This is a genomic window from Paraburkholderia sp. GAS32 (assembly GCF_050434225.1).
GTDB classification, from domain to species: Bacteria; Pseudomonadota; Gammaproteobacteria; order Burkholderiales; family Burkholderiaceae; genus Paraburkholderia; species Paraburkholderia madseniana.
This window is the reverse complement of sequence record NZ_JBNPVS010000018.1, coordinates 106,151-119,853: the sequence shown is the minus strand read 5'-3', so window position 1 is coordinate 119,853 and position 13,703 is coordinate 106,151. Positions and strand designations below refer to the sequence as shown.

Sequence of the window (13,703 nt, the reverse complement as noted above, 5' to 3'; positions counted from 1 at the left end):
GTGGTCGCACCTGAGCCGCACATGAAAAGCCGCACGCCCAGCGACTCCGCGATTGTAGCCATTTTTCGGGACAAACGCAAACCGCAGAACGCCGTACGAAGCGCATTTCCGCTTGATTTCATGGGAATCTTTCAACGATATGGCGGCGCGCCTGGCCTTTTGCAAGGTGGCTTGCGCCACCCCGGACCTGCGCCGGACAAGCAGGGCGAGGAAACTCTGCCCCTACTTATGCGCACGCCGCGGTTTTATGCATCAGATGAAACCCGCGGCGCTCGTCGATTGATTCTGACGGTGGCGAAGCGTAAATCGTTGATGAACGATCAGCGGCCAACCGTCATGCTTAAGTTGCTTGCCGTTTAACGGCCACGCGAACGGCCGCGCGGCGCTCCACCACCACGATTGGCACCACCCGCCGCGTTGGGGTTGCCACCGCCACCGGCGCGGTTGGCGTTACCGCCGCGATTGCCGGCTGGCCCGCGGCTGCCGCCGCCCGGATTGCCACCGCCAGGGCCGCCAGCGCGCTTACCGCCGCCAGCCGCACGATTGCCATTACCCGACGGCGCGCGATTGCCATCGACGTCACGGCCGCCACGCGGACCAGGCGCACCGCCGCCGCCCATCGGGCCGCTGAAGCCGCCGGCGCTGCGGCCAGCGCCGCGGTTGCCGTAACCGCCACCGCTACCACCGCCAAAACCACCAGCCGAACCACCGCCGAAGCCGCCACCCGCCGCACCGCGACGGCCTTGACCGCGCGGCTGCTGTTGGTCGAAACGGCCATGCGACATCAGTACCGGTTCGCGGCTAATGAAGCCCATCGACGTTTGCATCGGATCCGGCTGCTTGCGCTCCGGTGCCTCTCTGCGGCCGCCCTTTTCTTCCGACGGCGCCTTCAGACCGACCGACGCCATCAGCGCGCGCACCTGATTGTCTTCGAGTTCTTCCCAGCGACCGCGCTTCAGGCCCTTCGGCAGCGAGATCGGGCCATGACGCGTGCGGATCAGGCGGCTGACCATCAGGCCGGCTGCTTCGAACATGCGGCGCACTTCCCGATTACGCCCTTCGGCGAGCGCGACGTGATACCAATGATTGGTGCCTTCGCCGCCGCCATCGCGGATGCGCAGGAAATTCGCCGGGCCGTCTTCCAGCTCGACGCCGTGCAACAGCTTCTGACGCATGCCTTCCGCCAGCTCGCCCACCACGCGCACCGCATATTCACGCTCGACGCTGTAACGCGGATGCATGAAACGGTTCGCCAGATCGCCCGAGGTGGTCAGCATCAGCAGACCTTCGGTGTTGAAGTCGAGGCGGCCGACCGCGAGCCACTTGGCGGTTTTCATCGGCGGCAGCTTGTCGAACACCGACGGGCGGCCTTCCGGATCGGCGTGGCTGACGATTTCGCCGGTCGGTTTGTGATACAGCAGCACACGCGGCGGCTTGTTGGCCAGCTTGCGCTTGACCGGCTTGCCGTTGATGCGGACCTGGTCGGTCGGCATGATGCGCTGGCCGATGTGAGCCGGCTCGCCGTTCACCGACACGCGGCCGGCGACGATCAGTTCTTCCATGTCGCGGCGCGAACCCATGCCGGCTTCGGCCAGCACTTTGTGCAGCTTCGGCGCGTCGTCGTCCGCAGCCAGGACGCGCTTGGGCGCGGCCGGCTTGCCACGGCGCAGCATCGGGGCGCGTACGCCGCCGGTGGCGCTGTTGTCCGCATCGAATGCGGGCGACGTGACGTACGAGAACAGATCGTCCGGGTTCGCTTCGGCTGCGATTTCCACCGGCGCTTCGGCGCCACGGCGATTCTGACGCTGACCGCCTTCGCGCGGCTGACGCTCGCCGCGCCCGCCTTCGCGAGGGCCGCCCTCGCGGGGCGCACCTTCACGCTGACCACCCTCGCGCTTCGCGCCGCCCGCATTGCGGCGCGGGCCTTGGCCCTTGGCGCCACCATCCTTGCGCGGCATGCGCACTTGCGCGACCACCTCGCCGTCCGGCGGCGTTTCGGTGACGACCGGAGCTCCTTGCGCGGGCGCGCCTTCGGCGCCCTTCGTCTTCGCTCCGGCGCGGCGCCGCGCGATCAGGCTACGCGGTCCGCGACGCAGGCCGCGGCGCGGACGGTCTTCACCGTCTGCTTCCGTGGCCGGCGCCGGGCGCTCGCCCTCGCCTGCCGACGCTTGCGTGGTACGCGCTTCGTCGGCGCGTGCCGACGGCACGGCGCGCTCGGATTCGGACGAATCGGTGTCGTGGGTATGTGTCAAAACAACCTCAAAATGTCAGGTCGCGCGCGCCCATTGCGGGCGCGGCAAAAAAAGTTCGGTTACGTCAGGCGCTGCGCGACTCGGGTTCGTCGTCGGTCAGAATGCCTGCGTCCTGTGCGGCATCGCGGCGATCCTCAAGATCGCCGTGCGCCGCCGTGGTCGGGTTCGGCTCGGCGGCGTGCTCCGTATCGCGGAGTACGCCCGAGTCGTGCGCGGGTATTGCCGGATCGGCCTGGGAGACCGGATCGTGATTCAGTGCAGGCTCGGCGACGCCGGCCTGCGGTTCAAAGTTCGCTGCTTCGACATGTTCTTGCCTGTTCGGAGCTGCAGCAGCGTCCTGATGCGACTCGGGCGCCGGCGCGGCATCCGCCGGATCATGCCTTGCCTCGGCAAGTTCAACTGCCTCGCCTGCTTCAGCACCTGCCTCGCCAACGGCAGATTCCGACGGCCCTTCGAGCGGGCTCTCTTCATCCGAAGCCAACGCCTGTACAGTCGCGGCCTCGGAAAATTCGATCGCATGCTGACCGAGCAGATCCGCGTTCAACTGCGCCGACGGATCCGCGAGGGGCGGCAATTCGTCGAGCGCCTTCAAACCGAGGTCGTCGAGAAATTGCCGCGTCGTCGCGTACAGCGCTGGGCGGCCCGGCACATCACGATGGCCGATCACCTCGATCCAGCCGCGATCCTCGAGTTGCTTGACGACCTGCGTATTCACCGTGACGCCGCGAATCTCTTCGATATCGCCGCGCGTGACCGGTTGCCTGTACGCAATGATCGCGAGCGTCTCGAGCACCGCGCGCGAATATTTCGGCGGCTTCTCAGGATGCAAACGATCCAGGTACGAACGCATCGCGGGCTTGCTTTGAAATCGCCAGCCCGACGCCAGCCCGACCAGCTCCACACCGCGCCCAGACCAATCCTGCTTCAGGTCTTCGAGCAAATTCCGAACAGTGTCTGCCGACACGCCGTCGGCAAAGAGCTTGCGCAAATCGACGAGCTTTAACGGCTCCTGCGCGCAGATCAAGGCAGTCTCGAGGACGATCTTCGCCTCTTGGGTATTCATGCAGCTAGGTCAGACCCTGTGGTCAAAGAACCGGATCAAACAGACGATGTGGAACTGAAGACGCGCTCGCCCGATTCTGATCGGTCATATTGATGGGAGCACGCACCGGGGGGAGGCGAAACAGGCAATCGAGCCAAACCCAGCCGGACGGAGCAGCGATATTCCTGAAAGGAATCGCGTGACTGAGCGCCATATTACGCAAAAACAACCAGTGCGTAAAGACGAAATCCCCGGCGCATTTTTCAGCGGCGCCCCAAGCTGCTTGCTTTCGCGGAAAACCAGGCGGAAATGCACGAGAATCGGACTGAAATCGGCCCTTAATTGGGCCCTCATGGGCCCTTCAGTCACGCCAAGCGCCCTTTCCGCCGCGTCTCAATGCGTGCCGTGCTGCGCCAGGAAACGCGTCAGACGCTCGACACCCGCGTCCAGCCGCGCGGTGTCGCAGGCATAGCACCAGCGCACGAACCCCTCGCCTTGCGGACCAAACGCGCTGCCGGGCGCCACGCCCAAGCCCACTTCGCGCACCATGGCCTTGCATAGCTCGAGACTGCGTGACGCCCCCGGCATCGAGAAAAACACATACATTGCCCCGGGCGGCGCCTTAACGTCGACGCCCGGCACCGTGGACAGCGCCCGCACCAGATGGTCGCGCGACGCCTTCAGGTCGAGCACCAGTTCCTGCGTGAAGCGCTCGCCCTGCTGGACGGCCGCGATGCCCGCCTGCTGGACGAAAGCCGGTGCACACGAGGTGTTGTATTCGACCAGCTTGCCCAGATCGTCCATCAGCGAGGCCGGCGCGACGATCCAGCCGAGCCGCCAGCCGGTCATCAGCCACGCCTTGGAAAACGAATTCACGCAGATCACGCGCTCGTCGCGCGTGGCCAGATCGAGAAACGACGGCGCCGTGCGTGAATGGGGGCTGTAGGCGCCAGCTTCGGCGTCCGCGTAATAAAGACGCTCGTAAACTTCGTCAGCGACGATCCAGATACCGTGGCGGCGGCAATGCGCCAGCACGGCGCGCTGCTCTTCGCGGCTCATCACCCAGCCGGTTGGATTGTTCGGCGAGTTGATCAGCAGCATCTTTGTGTCCGGCGTCAGCGCCGCCAGCAACTGCTCGGGATCGAGTTGCCAGCCGCGCTCACCGTAGCCCAGCGCGACGGTTTCTACATGCGCGCCCAGAATCTTGGGAATCTCGACCAGATTCGGCCACAGCGGCGTGACCGCGACGACACGGTCGCCCGCCCCCACCACCAATTGCGCGGCCAGCATCAGCGCATTGACGCCGGCGCTCGTCACCGCAATATGATCGGACGAGGTCGTCCCGTGCAACGCGCTGACGTAGTCCGCGAGCGCCGCGCGCAACGGCGCAATGCCCAGGTTATGCGTATAGAAGGTGGCGCCCGCGGCTAACGCTGCGCTTGCGGCGTCGCGGATGAAGGCCGGGGTCACCCGATCGGACTCGCCGAACCAGAACGGCAACACGTCCGCAACGCCGAAACCGGCGTTAGCGACTTCTCGGATCTGCGAAGGACGCAGTGCGCGCACGGCATCGCGCGCGTTGGGGACGGAGGGCACAGGCAGATCCGTTTCGCTCATCGAGGCTTCCAGACAGGTGATAGGTAAGGGCTGACGCTTGGGAAGAGGCGTCAGTTTAGCGCGCCGCCTGTTTTCGGGACGGCGAAGTCGCTGACTCGCCAGGCACGATCAGAAAGCCGACCGCACCAGTCGCCCCGACTATCGGGCTAGGCTCAAGGCGGTGACCGCTCCGCGGATCGCGACAAATCTCATCTCGCTGAACAAACGGCCCAAGCCCGCGTCATCAGCCCAAATCCTCAGCCCGCGCCGGCAATTGACGAATCAGACTCCACACCGCCTCCGCCGCCGGCGACAGCGAGCGGTCGCGCCGCCGCACCAGTTCGACGGTGCGCTCGGCGCGCGGCACGAGCGGCCGCGCCACCAGCGAGGCGCCCGCCGGCAGCGGCAAGGCCAGCCAGGGCAGCACGCTCACGCCAACGCCCGCCTCGACCAGCCCAAAAACGGTCGCGGAATGCCCCAGCTCCTGCACCACGGTGGCGCTTACGCCGTACTCCTGCATCACGGCATCAATGATCGGCCGGCTGCCTGACGCGTAATCGAGCATGACGAGCTGCTGGCCTTCGAGGTCCGTCCATGCCACCTGCCTCTGTGCCGCCAAGGGGTGGTCGTCGCGCGAAACGACGCAAAACGAATCTGTCATCAGCGATTCGCTCAGCAGGTCGTCAGCGGAAAACGGACCGATGATCACGCCGAAATCGACTTCGCCCGACTTCACCTTGCGCACCACGTCGCTTTGCACGTCGTCGCGCAGGCCCAATGTGATGTAGGGAAACTGCCGCCCGCACGACGCCACCACGCCGGGCATCAACCGGCAGGCGATCGTCGGGCTTGCGGCCACCACCACCCGTCCACGGCGCTGCTCGCCGATTTCGCGGATCTCGCGCAATGCGTCGTCCAGATCCGTCAGCAGGCGTGACACACTCGACACCAGATTGCCGCCGACATCCGTGAGCTGCACCTCACGCGTGGTGCGGTCGATCAACTTCAGACCGATCTCCCCCTCCAGTTCGCGTACGCAGCGACTGACCGCCGATTGCGTCAGACCGATTTCATCGCCGGCCCGGCTAAAGCTCTGCAAACGGGCGACCTCAATGAAAACCCTTAGCTGACGCAGCGTCACATTCATTTACCAGCCTCATCAATAACCCAGTTTGATGCGCATTGTATGGCGAAATGTCGCACCACAGTCGCATTTAGTGCGATCGCTGCAGCGCAGCAATAAGGCGCAAACGCACGCTGGTCGGGCTTGATTGCACAAGATTGGTGATTGTCCCGATTTGCGAGATGGGTTTTTTGGATTCTTATACGCCCCTAGCTAGCGCCCGCGCTGGCCCGCTGTCACAGGCCTTTCAGGTAGTTGGATTCAACTTGGCACACTTCCTGCATTTACATGCACACAGGGTCGGCGCCATGACTACTGACTGAATAGCAGATCGTGGCAAGCCCGACCCCCCTTGGCACTCGCCTATCGAGTGCATGGAGAGTGCGCGGCGCGGGGCAGCGCACCGGAGTTAGCTTCGCTGAGGTGAAACATGATGCTGTTCGACGATTTGAGAGACAACGAGTGGGCGCTGGTCGAGGCGTTGTTCTGTGCGGAGCCAGCACGGAGCGAACGTCGTGGTCGACCACGCGTGGAAGCGCGCGCAGTAGTCAATGCCGTGCTTTGGGTGCTGTCGACTGGAGAAGGCTGGTCCAAACTGCCGGGCCGCTATCCGTCGCCGCCGACTTGCCGCCGTCGCTTCGACGAATGGCAAGCCGATGGTACGCTCGCCGAAATAGTTAAGCGACTCGGCACGAGCGGCCGTGAAATTTCGCTGCGCGGCCGCATTGGCGCGACCGCGGCGAAACCGCCGGCACCGCCGAGCCGCGACCGTCTGCGTGGCGCATTCTGGACCAATCCGGAATCGTGGCGCGCGCCGGTCAAGATGGCCTGACGCGAATTGTTTTGCCTCCGGGCGCCTGCGGGCGCCCGGCGTGTATCTGGGCCGCCGTGCGCCCGCCGTGCGCCGTATATCGACGCCCGACCGACAACAATGGGCACCGCTCCTCGGCGCGCCCAACTGAGTCGTCCCTTCCGGTTTCTCCGAGTTCATCATCGAGTCGCTTCAGACGGCTGAAGCGGCGCGATGATTGCCGGTGAAACATCCATTTACTATTGCTTACAGCGTGCTTTCGCCACTCGGCATACCTTATGTGTATGCAAACAGGCCTTGAGTCGATCGGCTTGACGGGAGCTCAGCATGAAACCAATGTCACTGCTTCTGTGCGGCATTGTCGTTTCATCAATGGCCGCACCGGCGCTCGCACAGCAGCGCCCCCAAGGCTGGAACTGGCCGCCGGATCACACGGCCACCGTTGAAGCCTGGCAGCAAAGCGGACCACGCAGCCGCGACTTCACGCCGCCTGCGCCGCGTGGCGACTTGCGCGGCGATATCGCGAGCAATGTACGCACGCGGCCTGAACCGCCGCGCGAAGACCCTGCGCGGCGCCGGTAGGCATGCGCCGCCGCGCCGCTGACAGGCTCGGCTTGTGTCAAATCACACGGGATCAACGCTGTTGTTCGCCGCCATTGTTCGCTATAGCCGGCGTCCATCGTCACTGCGAGACAACACGCTGTATGGCGAATTGAACGGTCAGGGAACCACGAGGCGCCGCGCCAGTCTGATTCAACGCCATTAGCACAGCGCGTGGCAGTAGTAATTCCGGTACGCCCGTATCCTCGCGATACGGGCTTTTTTTGCGTCAACGGGCGGGCGGCGCCCACTGTGCAGAGGCGCATAAGCTGGGCAATAAAGCGAAGCAATAAAATCACCGCCAGCCGCGTGGAGCGGCCGGGAAATACAGCGCCAGCGCCTGCCCGCCGCCCTTAAGGCCGGGCTTCGAGAGCGGCTGTGGGCCGCGCTTCGGCTGTCGCGACGACGTAGTCGTTCATTCGCTGTGCGGTCCAGCTCAACAGGCGTTCGTCGTGCGCAAGCCTCGCGAACTCGGCCCTGCCGCGCTCGGTGAGCACGGCAATATCGACCGGCGCGTGAAAACCCGGAGCCGGTGCGACGGTGCGCTGCCGAACAGTGTCCATCAAGCCTAGCGCGCGAAGATATTGGAAGACACCCGGTCGTCTGGCCCATGGGACCTGGCGATATTGCGCCCGCCGCAGCGCTTCAAGTACCGCTTCGTTGGAATACGTGGTCATCTCACTTCTTTCTTAAAGTGCAGCTATGACACATCTATGCCCAACACATCACCGCGCCACCAGTGACGCGCATAGCACCCGCCCTTGGCTGGAAACTGGCCGCTTTCATGCGGTCGAATTCCGCCAGGTGCTGCCTTGGTCTCGTTTTCGGAACCCCCGTCTGAACGCCATGTTAGCGTTCTGTCTACGGGCCGACGATGCAACCGCTGCGGCGCGATAGCAGGCCCATAAATTTGTCCCGAAAGTCATACGTTACCCCATTTAAATTGATTCTATTCACTTTATTAGCGCTTTTTTTTGCAGCAATCGTGCTTTGGAAACGCGCCCGCCGGCCTCTCGCCATTGGCGCGATCGCCCTGTTCTGGCTGCTCGCCGCCGGCTGGCTCACAGCTCCATTGCTGGAATTGGCACAGCCGCATCGGCGGACCGACACGCCCGCCCGCTTCGCGCCGCGCACCGCGATAATCATGCTCGGCGGCGGCACCATTTACGACAATGACGATGTACTCGTGCCACCGCGTGACGTGCTCGCGCGCATCGCCGTGAGCGCGGAAAACTACGCAGCCTGCAAGCGTACGGCCGCCACGTGTCAGGTTATCGTGAGCGGCGGCAATCCGCAGCGACATAGCGCAACCGAAGCGGACACCTATCTGCCCTACTTGCTGCGCCAACAGGTGCCGCGTGCGGACATCGTGCTGGAAAACAGCAGCCGCACGACTTACGAAAACGCGCGCAACGTCTCTGCCATCCTCGACCGGTCACGTTACGATTCCCTCATACTCGTCACCTCCGCCTATCAGATGCCGCGTGCCTTACTCGACTTCCATCGTTTCGGCCTCACGCCACAGCCGCTGATCTCGAGCGCGCTGCACGCAGATCCCGGTGTACTGCCGCGCTATGACAATCTGGTGAATGCGGAGATTGCGCTGCACGAACTGATTGGAATCGCTCAATTTCACGTCTATCGTGCAATCGGATGGTTCTGAATCTCACGCTTCCCAACGAAGCAATTTATTTAGAGATGCGAATATTCTTTGTATCGGCAACGCATTGTCGAGTTTGAAGCGAGATCGTCATCGACAGTGACTGTGGCCCGAACGTAACAAGATGTAACTAATTGTCACTGTAGTTACAAAACGTCCGCTGGAGCGGATATTGCTGGCTAGAATGCATTGTCTTTCCGATTGGACAGGCAAATATTCGGGTCCATTACCACTCTGCGGAGGTAACAATGAAGAAAGTGTCCCTGGCGATCCTGGTTTCCCTCAGTGCCGTAACAGGCGCGGCCTATGCGCAGGACAACGGCGTCATGATGAGCACCGATCCGGCCAAGGCCGCCGACGTCGAGCAGCGCGCGCAAGATTTGCAAAACCGCCAGCAAGCAATGGAAAGCGCGCCTATGCCGGAGAAACATCACAAGATGGCCCCGCACCATCATAAGAAGGCCGCCAAGGCCGAAGCCGCCAGTTCGTGAGCGCAGTTTGACAGCATCACCTGCGGCCTCGCCGCGAAGGTGAAAAGCCGAAGCCGGCACCGCCGGCTTCGGCTTTTTTGTTGTCTAATGAACTTGTTGCAGGCCTGCTGCGCCCGGCCGACGTTATGCTAAAGTCGCGCACCGACCGGCGCCCAGCGACCGTCACCCGGCCGGAATCCCCCTAACCTGTGCGCACCTTGGTGCGGAGGACAGCATGAGCAACATCCAGCTAGATATCGAATGGACTGAAGCAGCATCTCGCAAAATCGAAAAACTGATGCCGCGCGGCGGTCAGGAAGCGTTCCTCGCGCTGCCGCCCGTCGAGTGCCTGCCGATGGAAGGCGACGTGCTGTTTCTTGGCCCGGACGGCAAGCAGCAACCGTTCATTGTCGCGGAACGCCAGTATCACCACGATGGCGATGCCGACTGGACCATCATCCTGATCCTCGACGTCCCGCAAGCCACGCACTAAAGATAAACGGCGAGCACCGCACAGGCCGTGCCCGGCCTGGCAGCTCACTCGCCGTTGTTCGGGCTTCAGGGTTCGACCTTCGGAGTTCCCTCCGTTGTTCGCCCCCGCTTTTCGTCCCCGCTGTTCGCCCCTTCAACGCTTACGCGATCTTCGACACGACGCGAATTTCCGCGTGTTCGACCCAATCCGCCACCGCTTTCTTATAAGCCGCAATGTGCGCGGATTTTGCATGCGCCGCCAGCGCTTCCTGGCTTTCCCAACGCTCGACAAACACGAACCGGCGCGGCTCCTGCACGTCACGATGCAGATCGTATTGAAGCGCACCCAGCTCCTTGCGTGTCGGCCCGACGATGCCTTCGAGCGCTTCGCGCAATTGCTCTTCATAGCCCGGCTTTGCCACCGAGATTGCGACCACTGCGATTTCCGCCATGCCTGTGCTCCGTTTGTTCAGGAAAAGCAGCAGCATACCCGCCGCCCGCCAAACCTGCAGGCGCTCACGCGCCCCGAGCAGGCTCCTGCGGCCACGGCAGGATGACCCTGATGCAAAGCCTTCCGCGGACGCAAAATGTCTGAGCACCGTCCTTGCCTGGAGTTTGGCGGGCGGCCACTCACCGCCCTGCTACCCTCGGCTTCATACGCGTGATTGATTTCATTCGAACGATCGATCCTGCGCGCGGCAAACGAACGCGAAACCCACGCGAGACGCCCACGAGACCGGGGCCGGCCGCTGTACCACGGCCGGTTTGCCGGGCGCCCGGCCACATCCCGCGTCTGTGATAACCCGCACATTCACGCGAAGTTCGAACTGCTAGACTGGTTTTGACTAATCCCGCCGGAGCCCAGCATGGCTGGCATTGCTCTCCGCGTTCCCGGGCTGTGCCCGCCTGACCCTGCCGGCGCCTGGGCTGTGCATCCGTTGCGCGTCAAATCTGTCTGCGCGCCCCGTCACCCGCTTGCCGCGACGTCACTATGCCCGCACTTATGCCCGCCCTTATGCCGACCGTCAGAGAATTGACCCTTAGCGGCCTGCTCCCGCACCTGGTCCGGGACGAGTCCGGCTGGACCGCGACATGGCGCGCGCTGACCCTGCACAGCGTGTTCCAGCCGGTGCTGTCGGTCACGCATCAGTGCGTGGTCGGCTACGAGGGCCTGCTGCGCGCGTTCGATCCGGTCGGCTTGCCGGTATCGCCGGAAGTGCTTTTCTCCGGCACGCGCTCGGCCGCCGACGCACGTGAACTCGACCGCATCGCCCGCTGCCTGCACGTGGCGAATTTCATGGAACAGGGCATCAGCACCGGGTGGCTGTTTCTGAATACGCGCCCACAGGTGTTCGAAACCGGCTGGCCGCAGCGCACCTTCATCGATGAGCTCTCGGCGCACTTCGGCCTGCCGCAGGAACGCATCGTCATCGAAGTACTCGAACAACCCGCCGACGATGAATCCGCCGTCGCCAGCATGCTCGCGGCATCGCAGCCGCGCGACTTCCTGATCGCGATCGACGACTTCGGCACCGGTTTTTCGAACTTCGACCGCGTGTGGCGGTTTCGCCCCGACATCGTGAAACTCGACCGCTCGCTGGTCGCGCGCGCGGGCAAGCGTGAAGGCGACGATTCGATGATCAGCCACCTGATCGCGATGCTCCACCAGTCCGGTACGCTGGTACTGGCCGAAGGCGTCGAAACCGACGAAGAGTTGATGATTCTGATGCAGGCCGACGTCGATTTCGTGCAAGGTTTCTGGCTCGGCCAGCCGAAGGGTTCGGTGCAGGCTGCGTGTGCCCGGGTGCCGGCGCTGATCGAGTCGATGTGGAGCAAGTTCGCCGCCTATGAACAGGCCCATGCCGGCCACCAGCGGCTCGGTTTCGAAGGATTCGCCGAATCCGTGCTCGCCGCTGCCGACACATTCAAAGCCACCGGCGATCTGCGGCAGGCGGCGCAAAAGGTGTGGCATCTGCCCGAAGCCCGCCGCGTGTTCGTCACCGACGGTCAAGGCGAACAGACGCAAGCGTCGGTCTCGGCCGCCTCGCTGCCGCCACCTCCGCTGCGGCTCGCGCCGCTCTACACCGATACGCGCAGCAACTGGTCGCGGCGCGCGTATTTCAAGCATGCGCTCGCCGCGCCAGGGCGCGTCGCCATGATGGGGCCGCACTACTCGCTCGCGGACGGCCAGGACTGCTATACCGCGGCAATCGCTTTCGAGCATGACGGCACACATGTGCTTTGCGTCGATTTTGTGCCGACGACGTCGCCGGCCGATACGCGTTCTGGCGGACGCGGGGGCAAACGCTGAGCCTGAGCGACCGTTGGCTGGCGCGCGTTATCGTGAGACTCCTCGGGTGCGTCTGAGGGCACTTTTGTCGCTCTGCCGGGATTTAGCGCCTCGGCCCCGCCGCCTTAAATCCCTTTAATCCCGTCAATCCTCCACCCGCCCGCGGCCGGATTTGATCTCACTGCGCTTGGCCTTGCTGTCGAGGCGACGCCGGTTCGACGCGCGCGTCGGCCGGGTCGCGACGCGCGGCTTACGCGTCACGCTGACGCTTTCGATCAGCTCGTCGAGCCGCGCGAGCGCCGCCGCGCGGTTCATCTCCTGAGTGCGATGCTGCTGCGCCTTGATGATCACCACCCCGTCGCGCGTAAGCCGATGATCGGACAGCGCGAGCAGGCGCATTTTCAGCACGTCCGGTAACGACGAAGCGTGCACGTCGAAACGCAGATGGATGGCACTTGAGACCTTGTTGACGTTCTGACCGCCCGCTCCTTGCGCGCGCACTGCGGTCAATTCGATTTCGTTCGGCGGGATCGGATAACGGGATGTCATGATGGGATTGAGCTAGAGACGCAAGTGTACCCAGGGCACAGTCGATTACCGACTACGGACTATCGGCAACGGCCGCCGATGCGAAAAACTATTTGCATCGACACAGCCGGTTCACCGATACTGCCGTTTTCGCTTACAGCGTAAATTCATATGAAACTCCGTCCGGGTTTTGTGCTGGAACTGGCCGTCAACTTTCTGCTGCCATGGCTTGCCTACCGTTTCGCGCTGCCGCACCTGGGCGAGACCGGCGCGCTGATCGCGTCCGCCGTGCCGCCGATCGTCTGGAGCCTGATCGAACTGGTGCGCTTTCGACGCGTCGACGCGCTCAGCGTCATGGTCGTGGCGGGCATCGTGCTGTCGGTCGCGGCGATGGCGCTGGGCGGCAGCCCCCGCATGCTGTTGCTGCGGGAATCGCTGGTGTCCGGCGCGGTGGGCGTGGTGTTTCTGCTGTCGTTGCCGATGCGCCGTCCGCTGATCTTCTATCTCGCGCGCGCCACCGTCGCCCGTGAAATGGAAGGCGGCGCCGAGCGCTTCGAAACCTTGTGGCGCGAGCGGCCTGCTCTCGTCAGTGCAATGCGGCTCATGACGCTCGTATGGGGCGTCGGCCTGACCGGTGAAACGGCGCTGCGCGCCTGGATGGCGCTCACCTGGCCGATCGAACGCTTTCTGGTGGTCTCGCCGTTCATCGGCTACGGCATTTACGGCGCCTTGACGCTATGGACGCTGTGGTATCGCAAGACCATGCGCAGCCGGGTCGAAGCGCGCGTGCAACCGGGCGGGATCGCGGGATGAGGGGTTTGGCCGGGCCCGCGAGCGAATACGCGCGTTGCCCACGTCAT

At 63.7% G+C, this 13,703-nt stretch carries 14 protein-coding genes and 1 pseudogene; 8 read left to right on the top strand and 7 right to left on the bottom strand.

Annotated features, from left to right (window positions below; translation table 11 throughout):
• The first annotated feature begins 21 nt into the window (after nt 1-21).
• Nucleotides 22-360, top strand: coding sequence for a hypothetical protein (locus tag P3T25_RS22275; protein WP_429358964.1), 339 nt, complete (start codon nt 22-24; stop codon nt 358-360).
• Here the strand turns inward: P3T25_RS22275 and rluB are convergent.
• The 4 genes from rluB to P3T25_RS22255 form a co-directional block, all read right to left on the bottom strand.
• On the bottom strand, nt 357-2,252 hold the full coding sequence (rluB, locus tag P3T25_RS22270; protein ID WP_429358963.1) for a 23S rRNA pseudouridine(2605) synthase RluB: 1,896 nt from the start codon (nt 2,250-2,252) through the stop codon (nt 357-359). The genes P3T25_RS22275 and rluB overlap by 4 nt on opposite strands.
• 64 nt (nt 2,253-2,316) lie before the next feature.
• Nucleotides 2,317-3,315, bottom strand: a complete 999-nt coding sequence (gene scpB / locus P3T25_RS22265; RefSeq protein WP_429358962.1) for an SMC-Scp complex subunit ScpB — start codon at nt 3,313-3,315, stop codon at nt 2,317-2,319.
• Between the two features lie 372 nt (nt 3,316-3,687).
• The gene (locus P3T25_RS22260) at nt 3,688-4,911 is read right to left on the bottom strand and encodes a pyridoxal phosphate-dependent aminotransferase (RefSeq protein ID WP_429358961.1); all 1,224 of its coding nucleotides are present in this window, start codon (nt 4,909-4,911) and stop codon (nt 3,688-3,690) included.
• 223 nt (nt 4,912-5,134) lie between these two features.
• Complete coding sequence (locus P3T25_RS22255; RefSeq protein ID WP_154565243.1) at nt 5,135-6,037, bottom strand: LysR family transcriptional regulator; 903 nt, start codon at nt 6,035-6,037, stop codon at nt 5,135-5,137.
• Between the two features lie 409 nt (nt 6,038-6,446).
• On the opposite strand from P3T25_RS22255, the pseudogene P3T25_RS22250 reads away from it, so the two are divergent.
• A pseudogene (locus P3T25_RS22250) lies at nt 6,447-6,842 on the top strand (transposase); the annotation flags it as partial.
• Nucleotides 6,843-7,151: 309 nt separating this feature from the next.
• Nucleotides 7,152-7,406, top strand: coding sequence for a hypothetical protein (locus P3T25_RS22245; RefSeq protein ID WP_154565244.1), 255 nt, complete (start codon nt 7,152-7,154; stop codon nt 7,404-7,406).
• 371 nt (nt 7,407-7,777) lie between these two features.
• Here P3T25_RS22245 and P3T25_RS22240 read toward each other — a convergent pair whose 3' ends face one another.
• Nucleotides 7,778-8,101 (bottom strand): hypothetical protein, encoded by a 324-nt coding sequence (locus P3T25_RS22240; RefSeq protein ID WP_097392170.1) that lies wholly within the window; start codon nt 8,099-8,101, stop codon nt 7,778-7,780.
• Between the two features lie 266 nt (nt 8,102-8,367).
• On the opposite strand from P3T25_RS22240, the gene P3T25_RS22235 reads away from it, so the two are divergent.
• The 3 genes from P3T25_RS22235 (at nt 8,368) to P3T25_RS22225 (ending at nt 10,047) form a co-directional block, all read left to right on the top strand.
• Nucleotides 8,368-9,087, top strand: a complete 720-nt coding sequence (locus P3T25_RS22235) for a YdcF family protein (RefSeq protein ID WP_372342704.1) — start codon at nt 8,368-8,370, stop codon at nt 9,085-9,087.
• Nucleotides 9,088-9,332: 245 nt separating this feature from the next.
• The gene (locus tag P3T25_RS22230; protein WP_093632441.1) at nt 9,333-9,575 is read left to right on the top strand and encodes a hypothetical protein; all 243 of its coding nucleotides are present in this window, start codon (nt 9,333-9,335) and stop codon (nt 9,573-9,575) included.
• A 214-nt stretch (nt 9,576-9,789) separates the two neighbouring features.
• Entirely contained in the window at nt 9,790-10,047 is a 258-nt protein-coding gene (locus tag P3T25_RS22225) for a hypothetical protein (RefSeq protein ID WP_007182306.1), read from the top strand.
• 139 nt (nt 10,048-10,186) lie between these two features.
• Here the strand turns inward: P3T25_RS22225 and P3T25_RS22220 are convergent, their stop codons facing one another.
• Nucleotides 10,187-10,477 carry a putative quinol monooxygenase gene (locus P3T25_RS22220; protein ID WP_154565246.1) on the bottom strand — a complete coding sequence of 97 codons (291 nt, stop codon included), beginning with the start codon at nt 10,475-10,477 and terminating at the stop codon, nt 10,187-10,189.
• A gap of 563 nt (nt 10,478-11,040) precedes the next feature.
• On the opposite strand from P3T25_RS22220, the gene P3T25_RS22215 reads away from it, so the two are divergent.
• Nucleotides 11,041-12,336 carry a sensor domain-containing phosphodiesterase gene (locus P3T25_RS22215; protein WP_154565247.1) on the top strand — a complete coding sequence of 432 codons (1,296 nt, stop codon included), beginning with the start codon at nt 11,041-11,043 and terminating at the stop codon, nt 12,334-12,336.
• A gap of 123 nt (nt 12,337-12,459) precedes the next feature.
• Here P3T25_RS22215 and arfB read toward each other — a convergent pair whose 3' ends face one another.
• Nucleotides 12,460-12,864, bottom strand: coding sequence for an alternative ribosome rescue aminoacyl-tRNA hydrolase ArfB (arfB, locus tag P3T25_RS22210; protein ID WP_154565248.1), 405 nt, complete (start codon nt 12,862-12,864; stop codon nt 12,460-12,462).
• 150 nt (nt 12,865-13,014) lie between these two features.
• On the opposite strand from arfB, the gene P3T25_RS22205 reads away from it, so the two are divergent.
• A complete protein-coding gene (locus P3T25_RS22205) occupies nt 13,015-13,656 on the top strand; it encodes a VC0807 family protein (RefSeq protein ID WP_408516299.1) in 642 nt (213 codons plus the stop codon).
• The last annotated feature ends 47 nt before the right edge of the window (nt 13,657-13,703 follow it).

Bases quoted from the DNA above. Each gene is read 5' to 3' on its own strand.
- P3T25_RS22275 (WP_429358964.1), top strand. From the start codon at position 22: ATGAAAAGCCGCACGCCCAGCGACTCCGCGATTGTAGCCATTTTTCGG.
- scpB (WP_429358962.1), bottom strand. From the start codon at position 3,315: ATGAATACCCAAGAGGCGAAGATCGTCCTCGAGACTGCCTTGATCTGC.
- P3T25_RS22260 (WP_429358961.1), bottom strand. From the start codon at position 4,911: ATGAGCGAAACGGATCTGCCTGTGCCCTCCGTCCCCAACGCGCGCGAT.
- P3T25_RS22255 (WP_154565243.1), bottom strand. From the start codon at position 6,037: ATGAATGTGACGCTGCGTCAGCTAAGGGTTTTCATTGAGGTCGCCCGT.
- P3T25_RS22245 (WP_154565244.1), top strand. From the start codon at position 7,152: ATGAAACCAATGTCACTGCTTCTGTGCGGCATTGTCGTTTCATCAATG.
- P3T25_RS22240 (WP_097392170.1), bottom strand. From the start codon at position 8,101: ATGACCACGTATTCCAACGAAGCGGTACTTGAAGCGCTGCGGCGGGCG.
- P3T25_RS22230 (WP_093632441.1), top strand. From the start codon at position 9,333: ATGAAGAAAGTGTCCCTGGCGATCCTGGTTTCCCTCAGTGCCGTAACA.
- P3T25_RS22225 (WP_007182306.1), top strand. From the start codon at position 9,790: ATGAGCAACATCCAGCTAGATATCGAATGGACTGAAGCAGCATCTCGC.
- P3T25_RS22220 (WP_154565246.1), bottom strand. From the start codon at position 10,477: ATGGCGGAAATCGCAGTGGTCGCAATCTCGGTGGCAAAGCCGGGCTAT.
- P3T25_RS22215 (WP_154565247.1), top strand. From the start codon at position 11,041: ATGCCGACCGTCAGAGAATTGACCCTTAGCGGCCTGCTCCCGCACCTG.
- arfB (WP_154565248.1), bottom strand. From the start codon at position 12,864: ATGACATCCCGTTATCCGATCCCGCCGAACGAAATCGAATTGACCGCA.
- P3T25_RS22205 (WP_408516299.1), top strand. From the start codon at position 13,015: ATGAAACTCCGTCCGGGTTTTGTGCTGGAACTGGCCGTCAACTTTCTG.